Raw genomic sequence first — 15,995 nt, 5'->3', positions numbered from 1 at the left:
CCGAACACGGCAGTTAAGCTCTTTTGCGCTGATGGTAGTTGGGGGTCTCCCCCTGTGAGAGTAAGACGTCGCTGGGCATTTCAAGACAAACAAGTCGTTACCGATTCCGGTAACGGCTTTTTTTTGTGTTTTATAAAAATAAGGTGAATTATTCCTCATTAGTCATTGCTTATTAGCACTGGCTGCTAAAATTCTGCTTGTTCTTCTAATCTGGCATGATACATGGTCACATATTTTGTTAAGCAATTGGCTTGGCACAGAAGCTGCGGCTAAAGCGGTCTATAAATAAACACTCGATCTTAAACCCCTAAGGATTCTCAGCAAAAGAAATATGAATGAATTAAATGTCTCAATAAAGATTAAAATGCTTTATAAACACCCCGATTAAGTATTCTAAATAGTTTTTCTTTTTTTAGTTTCTTGACACACCATATCCGCGCTGATAACCTTACAATAATATTTAAAAGGAAGCAGGAGGCGCGTCTACTTATGTGGGAATCGAAATTTGTTAAAGAAGGCTTAACGTTTGATGATGTATTACTTGTACCAGCTCATTCGGAAGTTTTACCGAAAGACATTGATTTGGCCGTTGAATTGACCCCAACTCTTAAGTTGAAAATTCCAGTGATCAGTGCAGGCATGGATACCGTAACGGAAGCCAAAATGGCCATTGCGATGGCTCGCCAGGGTGGATTAGGAATCATTCACAAAAACATGAGCATTGAAGAACAAGCGGAACAAGTGGTTACGGTAAAACGTTCAGAGAATGGCGTTATTACAGATCCTTTCTTCTTAACACCGGAACACCAGGTGTACGATGCCGAGCATTTAATGGGCAAATATCGGATTTCGGGTGTACCGATTGTTAACAATAAAGAGGAACTGAAGCTGGTTGGGATCATTACAAACCGCGATTTGCGTTTTATCCAAGACTATTCGTTAAAAATCAACGATGTGATGACAAAGGAGAAGTTGGTTACAGCTCCTGTTGGAACGACCTTGGAAGATGCGGAAAAGATTTTGCAGCAGTACAAAATTGAGAAATTGCCAATTGTTGATGACCAAGGTGTTCTTAAAGGGTTGATTACCATTAAAGACATTGAAAAAGTGATTGAATTCCCGAATGCTGCAAAAGACAAGCACGGACGGTTGCTGGTTGGCGCCGCTGTTGGCGTTACTTCTGACACCATGAAACGCGTTGAGCATTTGGTCAAAGCTTCTGTTGATGTAATCGTATTGGACACGGCTCACGGCCATTCAGCAGGCGTTTTGGGTATGGTCGAACAAATCCGCGCAGCTTATCCGGAATTGGCGATCATTGCCGGCAACGTAGCGACTGCTACAGGCACAAAAGCATTAATTGAAGCCGGTGCAGATGTTGTGAAAGTCGGAATTGGTCCAGGTTCGATCTGTACGACACGTGTTGTAGCAGGTGTTGGTGTTCCGCAGATTACGGCTGTTTACGATTGTGCAACAGAAGCACGCAAGCATGGCAAAGCGATTATCGCTGATGGCGGAATCAAATATTCCGGAGACATCATTAAAGCTTTGGCAGCAGGCGGACACGTTGTGATGCTGGGAAGCTTACTGGCCGGTACAACTGAAAGTCCAGGAGAAACTGAAATCTTCCAAGGCCGTCAATTTAAAACATACCGAGGCATGGGATCAATCGCCTCTATGGAAAAAGGTTCTAAAGACCGCTATTTCCAGGACGATGCGAAAAAATTGGTACCGGAAGGCATTGAAGGCCGCATGCCATATAAAGGGCAGCTTTCGGATACGATCCACCAATTGCTTGGCGGGATTCGTGCAGGAATGGGCTATTGCGGAACAAAAGATTTGCAGACTTTGCGTGAAGAAGCCCAGTTTATTCGTATGACGGGTGCAGGGTTGCGCGAAAGCCATCCGCATGATGTCCAAATTACGAAAGAGTCACCTAACTACTCTCTTTAATAGATCAATCGGCACCTTTTCCATCATTCTGATGATGGAAAAGGTGCTTTTTTCATATTTTTATTTTTAGGTCCAAAGAATATGCTAAAATAGCATGTGGAATCTTATCGACGGAGGTATTATACAAGTGAAAAAGATTTTTAATAAAGGATTACTGACAGCCTTGCTGGCTGCATTAGCACTGACTTCAATTGTTCCGCAGCAGGCAAAGGCGGAAGAATCATTAAATATAATGGCGGAAGCTGCGATCTTGGTAGATGCTGAGAGTGGCAAAATTCTCTATGAAAAAAATGCTGCAGCGCCTTTAGGGGTGGCCAGCATGACAAAGATGATGACGGAATACTTATTGTTTGAAGCGATTGAAGAAGGGCGTGTTTCTTGGGATCAGGAGTACCAAGTGACGGATTATGCCTATCAGATTTCTCAGGACATGCGTTTGAGCAATGTGCCGTTTCGTGAAGACGGCGCTTATACCATCAAAGAACTCTACGAAGCGATGGCTATTTTCTCGGCCAATGCCGCAACCATCGGAATTGCAGAGACGATTGCAGGTACAGAAAGTGAATTTGTTCGCTTGATGAATGAAAAAGCCGAAGAAATGGGCTTGGAAGAAACCACTTTCGTTAATTCGACTGGCCTCAGCAATTCAAGCTTGATGGGAATGTATCCGGAAGGAACCGAAGAAACGGGTGAAAATATAATGACGGCGCGTTCGGTTGCCAAACTGACAAAAATTTTGTTGGATGACTATCCAGAAGTGCTGGACACCACAAAAATTCCATTAATGATGTTCCGTGAAGGAACGGCGGATGAAACGCGGATGGAAAACTGGAATTCTATGCTGCCTGGCTTGATTTATGAGTACGAAGGTGTGGATGGATTGAAAACCGGCAGTACGGATTTTGCCGGATATTCGTTTGCAGGGACAGCCAAGCGTGATGACACCCGCTTTATTACGGTAGTTATGGGTGCGGTCGATCGTGAAGGAGTTGGTTCCTACAAAGCTCGTTTTGAAGCAACGCGTGATTTGCTGGACTTTGGTTTTGACCAGTTTACGACAGAAGAAATCATTCCTGCAGGATACCAGTTTGAAGGCCAAGAAACTTTGGATGTTGAAAAAGGTGTAGAAGAAGAAGTAGCGATTGCCGTCACAGAACCGGTCTCCATGATGATTCGGACAGCGGACAAAGACTCCTATCAACCAGAATTGCAGCTGGACGATTCGGTCGTTCAAGACGGCAAACTCGAAGCAGATGTGGAAAAGGATTTAGTGGTCGGGACACTCCAGCTGACAACAGCAGATGGCACGGATTACGGTTATTTGAGCGGCAGTGGCGTTAAAGTTGAAGTGGCGACCACTGAATCTGTCGATCGCGCCAATTGGACTTCCCTCACAATGCGCAATGCTGGAGGCTTCCTGTCATCTCTTTGGGACGATGCCGGTAGTTTTGTAAAAGGGTTATTTTAATAGGGAAAGCCGTTCATCTAAAAAAGATGAACGGCTTTTTTCATTGGATTTCCCAGCAAGCCATCAAATCAATGATGCCGGAATGAATTTCTTGTTCCGATAAGCCGCCAAATCCAAGTACAATTTTGGGTTGTGTACCGGCTCTTTTATGCACGTCATAGGATTGCAGGCCGGTGACGCGAATGCCAGCTCTTTTTGCACGTTTTACGAGCTCTTCTTCGCGTAGTGATGTCTGAATGGTAAGGACGATATGCATGCCTGCTTGTTCGCCAGAAACTGTTACAGCTGGTGCGAACAATGCCAGAGACGAGCTGAGTTGTTTGATTTTCTTTTGATAGAGCTTGCGCATGCGGTTGAGATGGCGTGCAAAATGGCCATCTTTCATGAATTTGGCGACCAGTTGCTGATCGTGCCTTGGCACCGATGAAGAATAATGAAGAAAAGTTTGCTGATATGCCCGCAGCAGCCGTTTTGGCAAAACCATATAAGCAATGCGCAGTGACGGCATGAGCGATTTGGAAAAGGTGCTGAGGTAGATGACCCGGTCGCTCAGGTCCATGCTTTGGAGTGCAGGGATCGGCCGGCTTGTGTAACGGAATTCGCTGTCATAATCGTCTTCAATAACATAGCGTTCCGGCTTGGCCGCAGCCCAGTTCAGCAATTGAGCTCGCTTGGTAGCACTCAGCACAGAGCCTGATGGAAACTGGTGAGAAGGAGTAACATAAGCGACGTCTACGTCCGAGGCTTCCAATTCACTGATATTGATTCCGTCAGGGTCGATTTCAATCGGAATCGCCTGGCGTTCATGATGGCTGAAAATGCTGTGGGTCAGCGCATAACCAGGATTTTCGTAGCCATAAATAAGCGTTTTATCGAGCAGGCGAATGAGCAGCGGCAAAAGCTGCTCTGTCCCGGAACCGACCACAATCTGATCTGCATCGCAGACAACGCCTCTGGACTGATACAAGTAGCGGGCAATTTCCTGACGCAATGCTTCGTCGCCTTGGGGGTGGCCGGATAATAACCATTCGTGATTGGATTCGTCCAAAATATCACGTGTCAGTTTGCGCCAGGTGGCAAAGGGAAACGAGTGTGTGTCGATGCTCGCAGAGTTAAAATCCACTTTATAGGAAATCTTTTCTTTTGGAACCGGCTTGTCATGGGAACTATCCAAATAGGCAAGTTCTTCGACCGGCTGGGCATAAAATCCTTTGCGCGGACGAGATTCGATAAACCCTTCAGCGACTAGTTGGGAATAGGCAAGCTCTACTGTAGTTTGGCTGATTTGCAGGTAATCCGCCAACTTTCGCTTGCTTGGCAATTTGGTATCCACCTGGATGGTCCCATCAATAATGGCTTTTTTGATTTCCCGATAAAGCTGTTTGTATAAAGGAGTCTGAGATTGTTTTTGAAGCTGAAACATGAGCATGTCCATTTGCTTTCCTCCAACTGACCTTATTGAAATGAATGAAACTGAGTCTTTTTATATGGTCAATCTCTATTATACTGAATTTATTAACGAATAGGGGGAATTAGTAAATGAGTCAGCACGGAACAGATCGCGTAAAAAGAGGAATGGCCGAAATGCAAAAAGGCGGAGTGATTATGGATGTGGTCAATGCGGAACAAGCCCGCATTGCTGAAGCTGCTGGAGCTACTGCCGTTATGGCACTTGAACGTGTGCCTTCCGACATCCGGAGAGACGGGGGAGTAGCCCGCATGGCCGATCCGCGCATTACAGAAGAGGTAATGCAAGCCGTATCGATTCCAGTCATGGCAAAAGCGCGCATAGGGCATATTGTGGAAGCTCGCATCCTGGAAGCGATGGGTGTCGATTATATTGACGAAAGCGAAGTATTGACGCCTGCCGATGAAGAATTTCATTTGTTGAAAAACCAATATACGGTGCCGTTTGTCTGCGGCTGCCGGAATTTGGGGGAAGCGGCGCGCAGAATCGGTGAAGGAGCTTCCATGCTGCGCACGAAAGGCGAACCGGGAACAGGCAATATTGTCGAAGCGGTCCGTCATTTGCGCCAGGTGAATGCGGAAGTGAGGAAAGTAATCGCGATGAGTGAAGATGAATTGATGACCGAAGCCCGAAACCTCGGAGCTTCCTATGAATTTTTAAAAGAGGTGAAGAGCCTGGGCCGTTTGCCGGTGGTCAATTTTGCAGCTGGCGGTGTGGCGACACCGGCGGATGCGGCATTGATGATGGAACTGGGGGCGGACGGCGTATTCGTTGGATCGGGCATCTTCAAATCGGATAATCCGGAACGCTTTGCTCGTGCCATTGTCGAGGCGACAACGCATTACCAGGATTATAAATTGATTGCGGAGCTGTCGAAAGATCTGGGCATTGCCATGAAAGGCATTGAAATTTCAACGATTGCTGCGGGCGAACGCATGCAGGAGCGGGGCTGGTAAAGATGAAACGAGTTGGAGTTCTCGCTTTGCAAGGAGCGGTCCGGGAACATCTCCAGTCAATCACAGCCTGTGGAGCAGAAGCGGTTCCGGTAAAATGGCCGAAAGATCTTGAAGAGTTGGATGCACTCATCTTGCCCGGCGGCGAGAGCACGACGATGCGGCGTTTGATCGATCGTTACGGCTTAATGGAACCGCTTCGGGATTTTGCCGAAACCGGGAAACCGATGTTTGGCACGTGTGCGGGGCTGATTCTGCTTGCTAAAACAGTAGTGGGTTCGAACCAAGCGCATTTGGGCGTCATGGACGTGGCGGTTGAGCGAAATTCATTCGGACGGCAAGTGGACAGCTTTGAAGCGCCGCTTGACATTAAAGGCATCGATGGAGCTTTTGAAGCGGTATTTATCCGAGCGCCGCACATTGTCAGCGTGGGAGCATCAGCTGAAGTACTGTGTGTTCACGACGGGAAAATTGTCATGGCAAAAAGCGGCCAATTTTTGGGCTGTTCGTTTCATCCCGAATTGACAGAAGACCATCGCATCACGGAATATTTTTTAAGCATGATCCCACACAAGTCAGACCTTCTCTTGCCAAATAGATCAATTTATAGTAAAGTATGATTAATTTCAAAGAAGAAACGTTGATGGGAAGTAGTAAAGCGATTGTTTTTCCAAAGAGAGCCGGTGGTTGGTGCGAACCGGTGAAAAACGCGTTTGAATCCACCCCGGAGTTGCATGGCGAAAAAAGCCATTGCCGGTTTTAATGCCGTTATGTGATGAAGAGGATTGGCTGATGCCGATCAATCAGGGTGGCAACGCGGGTAGCTCTCGTCCCTTTACCAAGGGATGGGGGCTATTTTTGTTGTCTTTTTTTATGTTATTCCAATTTTGAGGAGGAAATACTATGTTAGATATTCGTTTTGTACGTGCCAATTTTGAAGAAGTAAAAGCCAAACTGGCGAAGCGCGGAGAAGATATTTCGGTGCTGGATGATTTTGAAGGATTGGATGTAAAACGGCGTGAATTGATTGCCCAAACTGAAACATTGAAAGCCGAGCGCAACGAGGCGTCTCAAAATATCGCTGCGATGAAACGGGCGAAAGAAAATGCGGACGAAGCCATTGTGAAAATGCGGGAAGTTGGCGAACAAATCAAAGCCATCGATGAAGAGCTGCGGAAAGTGGAAGACAGCTTGAACTACATCATGATGCGTGTACCAAACATTCCGCATGACAGCGTTCCATTCGGCGATTCTGAAGACGATAACGAAGAAATCCGCACATGGGGCGACAAACCGGAATTTGGTTTTGAAGTCAAAGCGCATTGGGATTTAGGCACCAATCTGAATATCATCGATTTTGAACGTGCAGCTAAAGTGACCGGGAGCCGTTTTGTTTTTTACCGTGGACTCGGAGCACGTCTGGAGCGCGCATTGATCAACTTTATGATGGACCTTCACCAGGAAGAGCATGGCTACGAAGAAATGCTGCCGCCGTATATGGTCAACCGCGAAAGCCTGACGGGCACAGGCCAATTGCCGAAATTTGAAGAAGATGCGTTCCTGATCGAGAAAGAGGATTATTTCCTGATTCCAACATCAGAAGTGCCGGTCACCAACTTCTACCGCGATGAAATTTTAACAGCGGATATGCTGCCGCAAGCCTTCGCTTCTTACAGCGCGAATTTCCGCTCTGAAGCAGGTTCTGCAGGCCGGGACACACGCGGGTTGATCAGACAGCACCAATTTAACAAAGTTGAACTGGTACGCTTTGTGAAGCCAGAGGATTCTTATGATGAATTGGAGAAATTGACGGGCCACGCAGAGAAAGTACTTCAGCTTTTAGGCCTGCCATACCGCGTCCTGAAGATGTGTACAGCAGATCTTGGTTTTACAGCTGCCAAAAAATACGACATCGAAGTTTGGATTCCAAGTCAGGAAACGTACCGGGAAATTTCTTCTTGCAGTAATTTTGAGGATTTCCAAGCGCGGCGCGCAAATATCAAATTCCGCCGAGAAGCAACCGGCAAACCGGAATTTGTCCACACCTTGAATGGCAGCGGTCTGGCAATCGGCCGGACCGTGGCAGCATTACTTGAAAACTGCCAGCAGGAAGACGGGTCTATCAATATACCAGAAGTATTGCAGCCATACATGGGCGGCAAAAAGACAATTAAGTAATAAAAGGCTCAAAAGCACATTGCTTTTGAGCTTTTTTGTTTGGAAATGAGGGTAAGAGTAGGGTAAAAGAAAAAGAGAGAGGAGTTAGGCAATGGAAAACGTGAGCTTTCAGTTTATAGAAACAAATGGCATCAAACTTCATACGGCAGTAGCAGGACCTGAGGACGGCCCTTTAGTGGTATTGCTGCACGGCTTTCCGGAGTTTTGGTTTGGCTGGACCAATCAACTTCAGTTTTTAGCGGAAAAAGGCTACCGGGTGGCAATACCGGACCAGCGCGGCTACAATTTGAGCGATAAACCGAAAGGAATTGAACATTACACTGTCGACTCTCTGCGGGACGATGTCATCGGCATCATCAAGCATTTCCAAAAAGAAACTGCCATTATCATCGGCCACGATTGGGGCGGTGCAGTCGCCTGGCATTTGGCAGCGACGCGGCCGGAACATGTGGACAAGCTGATTGTCCTGAACATCCCGCACCCGAAAGCGATGCCTCGGGTATTCAAGAAAAATCCATTGCAATGGATGAAGAGTTCCTATATCGCCTTTTTCCAGCTGCCGAATCTGCCGGAACAGTCTCTCAGCAAAGGACAGTTCAAAGTGATGCAGCAAAGCCTGGAGCAAACCAGCAATCCAGGGACGTTCTCCAAGCAGGAAATCGAGCAATACAAAACGGCATGGGCGCAACCTGGTGCCCTGACCGCGATGCTCAATTGGTACCGAGCCATACGGCGGGGCAGTTTGGGGCAAGTGCCTGAGACAAAAATCCAAGTACCGGTCAGAATCATTTGGGGGCTTGGTGACCAGTTCTTGTCGCCGATGCTGGCAACAGAAAGTCTGGCTTTTTGCGAAGACGTTAATCTGGTGGTTGTCGGAGAAGCCACTCATTGGGTCCATCATGAACAGCCGGAAATTGTTAACCGGCTGCTGGCTCAATTTATCAGCGAATAAAAAGCGGAAGACCTGTTACAAGGTCCTCCGCTTTTGTTTTTTGAGTTCCCGAAGATTCCGGAAAAATTGGGTTAGCAGTTGTCCGCATTCGTCAGCCATGACATTTTCTGTAACTTGGCATTGATGGTTAAAGCGGTCATCATTTAACAGACGGTACAAAGAATCCACGCTGCCTGCTTTGGCATCCCGTGCGCCGTAGACCACGTGGGGAATACGGGATTGCAGGATAGCGCCCGCGCACATGGGACAAGGCTCTAACGTAACGTAAATCTTTGCGTCTTCCAGCCGCCAGTTGCCAAGATGCAGACAGGCTTGCTGTATCGCCAACAACTCTGCGTGAGTAACCGCATTTTGTGTCGTTTCCCGCAAGTTGTGTGCCCGGGCAATCACCTGGTCCTGATGGACGATAACAGCACCGATCGGCACCTCACCTTTGGCACCTGCTTTTTGTGCTTCTTCAATTGCCAGCCCCATATAAAAATGGTCTTTTTCCATTCCGTTCATCATGCATCGCTCCTTGGCTCTAGTGTAGCATTTTCCATCCGCAAAAAAAGCAGGAAATACCAGGCAGACAAAAAACCCATAACAGCGTAAAATAGAGAAATTAGAAACCGGGGAGTGATTCGAGGATGAAACAGCACAAAAAGGAAAAACCGCTCCATTTTACGGTCCGCTTTATCTTTATGTTCATTGGTGCCACGATGGCAGCGGCTGCCATCGAATTGTTTCTTGTTCCGAATTCGATCATTGATGGTGGGATTATTGGAATTTCATTGATATTGGACTATTTAACGGTCATCCCTTTTGGTATATTGCTGGTTGCGATCAATTTGCCGTTCCTTTATTTCGGCTACAAGCACATCGGCCGCAATTTTTTTATCTCTTCAATTTTTTCCATCGTGGCCTTGGCATTGATCGAAATTCCGATGCACAAGATTGAACCGTTCGTGGAAGATCCATTACTGGCGACCGTTTTTGGCGGCTTGCTTCTTGGAGCGGGTGTGGGAATTGTGATCCGTAATGGCGGTGCACTTGACGGCACAGAAATTCTCGGGATTTTGCTGACGAAAAAGCTGCCATTTTCGGTTGGAGAATTTGTCATGTTCTTCAATGTTTTCATTTTTGGATGGGCAGCATTTGTGCTTGGAATGGAACAGGCGATGTATTCCGTATTGACGTATTACATTGCGTCAAAAACCATCGATGTGGTGATTCAGGGCTTGGACGATACGAAAGCGGTGCTGATCATATCGGAAGAGTACGAAGAAATCGGATTGGCCATCAACGACCGTCTTGGCCGCAGTTTTACGAAACTGCATGGCAAAGGCGGCTACCTCAATTCGCCGAAAGATGTTATTTATGTGGTGGTTACACGCCTGGAAATTACCAAACTCAAACAAATTGTGGCAGATATCGATTCCAAAGCCTTTTTGACCATCATGGCGACGCAGGAAGTGCACGGCGGGACCTTTAAAGCACCGATCCACTGATCAAAGTGCCAACTTTTCACTCTACTTTTAAGAAGAGCTGTGTGTTAAAATAAATGGCATTGTACTTTACTTGAATCGAAAAAGGAGGACTTCGCATGCCGGTGCCATTCATCACGGTAGAAGGTCCGATCGGTGTAGGGAAAACGTCGCTGACCAAAGCGCTCGCCGATCAAAATCAATTTCAGCTGTTAAAAGAAATTGTTGACGAAAACCCATTTTTAAATAAATTCTACGAAGATATAGCAGAGTGGAGTTTCCAAACGGAGATGTTCTTTCTATGCAATCGCTATAAGCAATTGGCTGATATCCAGAAAAAGTTCATATCGAACCGTGAACCGGTCGTAGCAGATTACCATATTTTTAAAAACCTCATCTTTGCAAAGCGCACACTGCCGGAAGCCGAATACGCCAAGTACGAAGCCATCTACAAAATCCTGACGGTGGATATGCCGAAACCCAATATGGTTATTTACCTGCATGCCAGCCTGGATACCTTGATGAAGCGCATCAAATTGCGGGGCCGTGAATTCGAACAGATGATTACACCCGATTACATGGAACAGCTGGCCGCAGACTATCATGAGTTTATTGAGCGTTTTGAGCGTGAACATCCGGAAATCCCGGTGCTGCGTTTTAACGGCGATGAAATTGACTTTGTCCAAAACAGCGGAGATCTTCAGCTGATCTTGGACAAGGTGGACCGAACTTTACAAAAGAGGAGCTTGACCTTATGAACTTACGAGAAAAATACGGCATTCCACAGAATGCGGTAATTACCATAGCTGGCACAGTAGGTGTCGGAAAATCAACGATGACGAAAGCTTTAGCCGATGCCTTGCAGTTCCGCACATCATTTGAAAACGTCGACACCAATCCGTACTTGGATTTGTTTTACGATGATTTTGAAAAATGGAGCTTCCATTTGCAAATCTATTTTTTGGCCGAACGCTTTAAAGAGCAGAAGCGGATGTTTGAATACGGCGGTGGATTTATCCAGGATCGTTCGATCTATGAAGATACCGGTATTTTTGCGAAAATGCATTGGGAAAAAGGCACGATGAACAATGTCGATTACGAAACGTACACCAATTTGTTCGAGGCGATGGTCATGACGCCGTATTTCCCGCATCCGGACTTGCTGATTTACTTGGAAGGTTCGATTGAAGATATCCTTTCCCGCATCCAGGAACGCGGCCGGGCAATGGAGCAGCAGACGCCGGTGGATTATTGGCAGGAAATGCATCAACGCTATGAAAGTTGGATCAATTCTTTCAACGGATGCCCAGTGCTGCGTTTGAACATCAATGATTACGATTTGATGAACGATCCGGATTGCTCCGAGCAGATTGTTGAGCGCATTGGCGGATTCATGAAACAAACTTCTATTCTACGCAAATGAAGAAACCCTTGAGCAGCAATGCTCAAGGGTTTCTTCATATTTCCCGGGAAATAAAAAAAACCGGAAAGCATAAGCTCTCCGGTACTCTATATCGAAATAATCAGACACATAGCATTTAAGAAAAATTCGTTACTTGCGTAACGAATCCAATCTCGAATTTATATGCGCGTGTAAATTCAAAATAATGGAGGAGGAAGAGGGATTCGAACCCCCGCGGGATTTGACTCCCCTGTCGGTTTTCAAGACCGATCCCTTCAGCCAAACTTGGGTATTCCTCCGTATTGGACAAGAACTAATTTATCATGGATGAATAATCGCTGTCAACCGTTTTTTGATTTTTTCTAAACTAATCGATAAAAATCGTGTAACAGTCAGCAGTTAGCCTGTTTAAAAAAAGAAATTGTTCTTGAATGAAGGTTACGGATTGATTTTTGGCTGATTAATTCGTATACTAGTAAATGCCGTGCTAGGTGGGAAGATAGCGGTGTCCTGTAACCTGCAATCCGCTTTAGCAGGACTGAATTCCTTTCTGAGGCTGTTTGTATGTAAGGTCTGCCTCTTGCACGTAGTGTTGACATCTGGGTCCTGCGCAATGGGATCCCATGAACCATGTCAGGTCCGGAAGGAAGCAGCATTAAGTGGAACATTCCATGTGCCGCGGGATCGCCTAGATCGAGCCAGCGACAAGGGTAACGCTTATGTGCAGCAGTCGAAGAAAGGTGCACGGCAATAATATGTAAATTCAAACCTGTCCGCTCTTGAGCGGGCAGGTTTTTTTATTGTTTTATTCACGGAATGGCTTTGTGTCAATCGGGGAAATCATTCAGAAAGACTGCTCTTTTATGGTATAATGATAGGACGAAAAATAGATTAATCAAAAGGAGAGAACAAGTTGGCGTATCAAGCTTTTTACCGTGTTTACAGACCCCAGTCCTTTTCCGACATGACAGGTCAGACGCATGTCAAACAAACCCTTCAAAACGCTCTCCTTTACAATAAGACAACACATGCTTATTTGTTTTCAGGACCGAGAGGAACAGGTAAGACCAGTGCAGCCAAGATCTTTGCGAAAGCATTAAACTGTGAGCAGGCTCCATCAGCGGAACCGTGCAACGAATGTGCTTCCTGCAAAAGCATCAACGAAGGGTCCAATACCGATGTCATCGAATTTGATGCAGCTTCCAATTCACGTGTGGAAGAAATGCGGGAAATTATTGAAAAAGTCCGCTTTTCACCCGCAAATTCACGCTTTAAAATCTACATCATTGATGAAGTGCACATGCTGTCGAACAGTGCCTTCAATGCGCTGTTGAAAACATTAGAAGAGCCGCCTGAACATGTGGTCTTCATTTTGGCAACAACAGAGCCGCACAAGCTGCCGTTGACGATCATTTCCCGCTGCCAGCGCTTTGATTTTAAATCGCATACGCAGGTAGACATCGTTTCGCGTATGGTGGAAGTGCTGACGGATGCACAAATTCCTTACAACGAACAAGTACTTAAAATAATTGCCCAGGCTGCGGCTGGTGGGATGCGGGATGCGCTTAGCCTGTTGGATCAAGTTGTGTCTTTCAGCGGGGACGAGATGACCGTTGAAGACGCTTTGCTCGTCACAGGCTCGATCAGCCAGGACATGTTCTACGGCATTGCGGAAGCGCTGCTTGCTAAGGACATCGGCCAGGCATTGACGCTGCTGGAACAATTGGTGCGTGACGGCAAAGATCCCGTGCGCCTGGTTGAGGATTTTATTACCTTCTTCCGGGACTTGCTGTTGATCCAGACTGCGCCGGACCTTCACGATATGTTGGAGTTGGCGACGCACGAAGCGCGCTTTGAGGAGCTGGCCAAGCGTTTTGAACCAGCCACGCTTTACACGTGGATTGATATTTTATCCAAAACCCAGCAGGAAATGCGCTTTTCAAACCATACAAAAATTTATATGGAAACCGCATTGCTGAAAATGGCGCAGGCAGATGTGCCGGTCCAAAGCACAGCTTCTGCGGTATCGCCTGAGCTGGAGGCCAAAGTTATTCAACTGGAAAACTTGGTGCGCGAATTGCAGCAGCAAGTAAAAAATGGTGCAGTGAGCGGGGCAGCGGCACCAGCACCGGCTGAGCAGAAAAAACGCCAGCGTGCGCAAAGCAGCTTTAAAATACCAACAGGACGCATTCAAGATGTCTTAAAAAACGCGACCAAAGCAGATATTCAAGCCATTAAAACCAATTGGGCAACAGTGATGAGCCAATTGCAGCGTTCGCATTCGGCTTTATTGAACGATGCTGAGCCTGTAGCGGCATCAGCGGATGCATTTGTGTTAAAATTCAAGTATGATATTCATTGCCAGATGGCTTCGGAAAACCAGACGTTTGCCGCAACATTCAGCCAGCTGCTGGAGCAGTATGCAGGCAAGGCTTATACGCCGGTTTTTGTTCCGGACGCCAGTTGGCTGAAAATCCGTGAAGAGTTTATTAAAAAGAGCGGATCGAAGGCAGGCACTGAAGAAAAACAGTCAGAGGCTGAAGAAGAAAATCCGTTTTCGGGTGAAGGAGCTGCAGCGGAAGAAGATCCGTTCATCTCTGAAGCCGAGCGTCTTTTCGGAAAAGACTTTGTCGAAGTTCATGACGATTAAAATGAAAATTCTAAGGAGGAACTAATTATGCGCGGTGGAGGAAATATGCAAGGCATGATGAAGCAAATGCAAAAAATGCAAAAAGAGATGGCGGTTGCCCAAGAAGAACTTGGAACATTGAAGTTCGAGGGAGCAGCTGGCGGCGGGATGGTCAAAGTTACTGTATCCGGCCACAAAGAAGTATTGGATGTTGTGTTGGATCCGACAGTAGTCGATCCTGAAGATGTTGAAATGCTGCAGGATCTTTTGATTGTAGCGACAAACGAAGCGTTCAAAAAAGCGGATGAACATGCGAATTCCACAATGGGGAAATTCACGAAGGGCTTAAATCTCCCGGGCATGTTCTAGGAGGTAAACCAGATGCATTATCCAGAACCGATTTCGAAATTAATGGAGAGTTTTATGAAATTGCCAGGGATCGGGCCGAAAACAGCGGCCCGGCTGGCATTTTTTGTGCTCGGCATGAAAGAAGATACCGTGCTCGACTTTGCGAAAGCACTTGTTGATGCCAAACGGAATTTAAGCTTCTGTTCAGTATGCGGCCATATTACCGATGTGGACCCGTGCCATATTTGCCAGGACCAGCAGCGCGACCGTACGACGATTTGTGTGGTTCAAGACCCGAAAGATGTAATTGCAATGGAAAAGATGCGCGATTACAAAGGCTTGTACCATGTCTTGCAGGGAGCCATCTCTCCAATGGATGGGATTGGACCAGAAGACATTAATGTGCCGTCTCTATTGAAACGTCTTCAGGACGAAGAAGTAGAGGAGCTCATTCTGGCAACAAATCCAACAATTGAAGGGGAAGCGACAGCGATGTACATTTCACGCCTCGTTAGACCTTCGGGAATCAAAACGACTCGGATTGCCCACGGGCTTCCAGTAGGCGGCGATTTGGAGTATGCCGATGAAGTGACTTTATCGAAAGCATTGGAAGGACGGCGCGAACTATAGTATAGAAGTAAGTGTCGCAAACCAAGCTTTTAAACTTCTTTTAAATGGGAAATATTCTGATTAATTATGTTTGGCATATAGTTGTCAGACAAGCTGGTATTTTTTTATATGATGAAAAAGAAATGGAGAGAAGTCAGGAGAAGTGGCTTTCTGAAGCCCTTCATTTGATTTCTTTTTCATTCTCTACTATAGAAGGAAAGTTGAATTCAGCGGTTAATGTTTTGGGAATATAATTTTATTTGCCAAAAGTGTTGACAGCAGGAACTATATGCTTTAATATCATAGGAGTCGTCAAGAACGACGCAACAACTTGAACCTTGAAAACTGAACAGCAAAACGTCAACAAACAGCAACGGCCGCGCAAAACGGCCCGCGCAAACTTACTGATCAGCGTATGCAGATCAACGAGCGAATCGCGCGTCGTTTAGACCGCGAAACGCCAGCAAGTATTTGAGCAATCAATACTACTCTATAATGGAGAGTTTGATCCTGGCTCAGGACGAACGCTGGCGGCGTGCCTAATACATGCAAGTCGAGCGGAACCATTG

General features: G+C 46.4%; 14 protein-coding genes, 1 tRNA gene, 2 rRNA genes, 1 other RNA gene and 1 other annotated feature. Of the genes, 15 read left to right on the top strand and 3 right to left on the bottom strand.

The genetic code is table 11. The features are described from left to right. From rrf to AC4EHK_RS19230, 3 genes are all read left to right on the top strand, one after another. A 5S ribosomal RNA gene (gene rrf, locus AC4EHK_RS19240) occupies positions 1-77 on the top strand; the annotation flags it as partial. A gap of 412 nt (positions 78-489) precedes the next feature. Next, on the top strand, positions 490-1,953 hold the full coding sequence (gene guaB / locus AC4EHK_RS19235; protein WP_490980338.1) for an IMP dehydrogenase: 1,464 nt from the start codon (positions 490-492) through the stop codon (positions 1,951-1,953). Between the two features lie 127 nt (positions 1,954-2,080). Next, positions 2,081-3,421, top strand: a complete 1,341-nt coding sequence (locus AC4EHK_RS19230) for a serine hydrolase (RefSeq protein ID WP_490980337.1) — start codon at positions 2,081-2,083, stop codon at positions 3,419-3,421. Positions 3,422-3,461: 40 nt separating this feature from the next. On the opposite strand, the gene pdxR is transcribed toward AC4EHK_RS19230, so the two are convergent. Further along, the gene (pdxR, locus tag AC4EHK_RS19225; protein WP_490980336.1) at positions 3,462-4,856 is read right to left on the bottom strand and encodes a MocR-like pyridoxine biosynthesis transcription factor PdxR; all 1,395 of its coding nucleotides are present in this window, start codon (positions 4,854-4,856) and stop codon (positions 3,462-3,464) included. Between the two features lie 104 nt (positions 4,857-4,960). On the opposite strand from pdxR, the gene pdxS reads away from it, so the two are divergent. The 4 genes from pdxS (at position 4,961) to AC4EHK_RS19205 (ending at position 8,972) form a co-directional block, all read left to right on the top strand. Continuing rightward, the gene (gene pdxS, locus AC4EHK_RS19220; protein WP_490980335.1) at positions 4,961-5,845 is read left to right on the top strand and encodes a pyridoxal 5'-phosphate synthase lyase subunit PdxS; all 885 of its coding nucleotides are present in this window, start codon (positions 4,961-4,963) and stop codon (positions 5,843-5,845) included. A gap of 2 nt (positions 5,846-5,847) precedes the next feature. Further along, positions 5,848-6,462, top strand: coding sequence for a pyridoxal 5'-phosphate synthase glutaminase subunit PdxT (gene pdxT, locus AC4EHK_RS19215; protein WP_490980334.1), 615 nt, complete (start codon positions 5,848-5,850; stop codon positions 6,460-6,462). Positions 6,463-6,473: 11 nt separating this feature from the next. After that, positions 6,474-6,680, top strand: a binding site (T-box leader). A gap of 65 nt (positions 6,681-6,745) precedes the next feature. Next, entirely contained in the window at positions 6,746-8,020 is a 1,275-nt protein-coding gene (gene serS / locus AC4EHK_RS19210) for a serine--tRNA ligase (protein ID WP_490980333.1), read from the top strand. 91 nt (positions 8,021-8,111) lie between these two features. Continuing rightward, a complete protein-coding gene (locus tag AC4EHK_RS19205; protein ID WP_490980332.1) occupies positions 8,112-8,972 on the top strand; it encodes an alpha/beta fold hydrolase in 861 nt (286 codons plus the stop codon). A gap of 15 nt (positions 8,973-8,987) precedes the next feature. Here AC4EHK_RS19205 and tadA read toward each other — a convergent pair whose 3' ends face one another. Continuing rightward, positions 8,988-9,476, bottom strand: coding sequence for a tRNA adenosine(34) deaminase TadA (tadA, locus tag AC4EHK_RS19200; protein ID WP_490980331.1), 489 nt, complete (start codon positions 9,474-9,476; stop codon positions 8,988-8,990). Between the two features lie 125 nt (positions 9,477-9,601). Here tadA and AC4EHK_RS19195 point away from each other — a divergent pair, with 125 nt between their 5' ends. The 3 genes from AC4EHK_RS19195 to AC4EHK_RS19185 all read left to right on the top strand — a co-directional run bounded on the left by AC4EHK_RS19195 (position 9,602) and on the right by AC4EHK_RS19185 (position 11,861). Further along, positions 9,602-10,462: a YitT family protein gene (locus AC4EHK_RS19195; RefSeq protein ID WP_490980330.1), complete on the top strand. Its 861-nt coding sequence runs from the start codon at positions 9,602-9,604 to the stop codon at positions 10,460-10,462. A gap of 95 nt (positions 10,463-10,557) precedes the next feature. Next, a complete protein-coding gene (locus tag AC4EHK_RS19190; RefSeq protein WP_490980329.1) occupies positions 10,558-11,196 on the top strand; it encodes a deoxynucleoside kinase in 639 nt (212 codons plus the stop codon). After that, positions 11,193-11,861 carry a deoxynucleoside kinase gene (locus AC4EHK_RS19185; protein WP_490980328.1) on the top strand — a complete coding sequence of 223 codons (669 nt, stop codon included), beginning with the start codon at positions 11,193-11,195 and terminating at the stop codon, positions 11,859-11,861. The genes AC4EHK_RS19190 and AC4EHK_RS19185 overlap by 4 nt, the downstream gene beginning before the upstream one ends. 185 nt (positions 11,862-12,046) lie before the next feature. Here AC4EHK_RS19185 and AC4EHK_RS19180 read toward each other — a convergent pair. After that, positions 12,047-12,139 (bottom strand) — tRNA-Ser (locus AC4EHK_RS19180). Positions 12,140-12,322: 183 nt separating this feature from the next. Between AC4EHK_RS19180 and ffs the strand changes: the two genes are divergently transcribed. The 5 genes from ffs to AC4EHK_RS19155 form a co-directional block, all read left to right on the top strand. Next, an RNA gene (gene ffs / locus AC4EHK_RS19175) (signal recognition particle sRNA large type) lies at positions 12,323-12,588 on the top strand. Between the two features lie 165 nt (positions 12,589-12,753). Further along, a complete protein-coding gene (gene dnaX / locus AC4EHK_RS19170; RefSeq protein ID WP_490980327.1) occupies positions 12,754-14,490 on the top strand; it encodes a DNA polymerase III subunit gamma/tau in 1,737 nt (578 codons plus the stop codon). A gap of 27 nt (positions 14,491-14,517) precedes the next feature. Beyond that, a complete protein-coding gene (locus AC4EHK_RS19165) occupies positions 14,518-14,838 on the top strand; it encodes a YbaB/EbfC family nucleoid-associated protein (RefSeq protein ID WP_308788764.1) in 321 nt (106 codons plus the stop codon). Positions 14,839-14,850: 12 nt separating this feature from the next. Further along, a complete protein-coding gene (gene recR / locus AC4EHK_RS19160; RefSeq protein ID WP_008497656.1) occupies positions 14,851-15,447 on the top strand; it encodes a recombination mediator RecR in 597 nt (198 codons plus the stop codon). 471 nt (positions 15,448-15,918) lie between these two features. Then, a 16S ribosomal RNA gene (locus AC4EHK_RS19155) occupies positions 15,919-15,995 on the top strand; the annotation flags it as partial.

This window comes from Planococcus sp. TJ-307, assembly GCF_058268435.1.
Note: the sequence above shows the minus strand (reverse complement) of the source record. Positions and strands in the feature narration are given on the sequence as shown.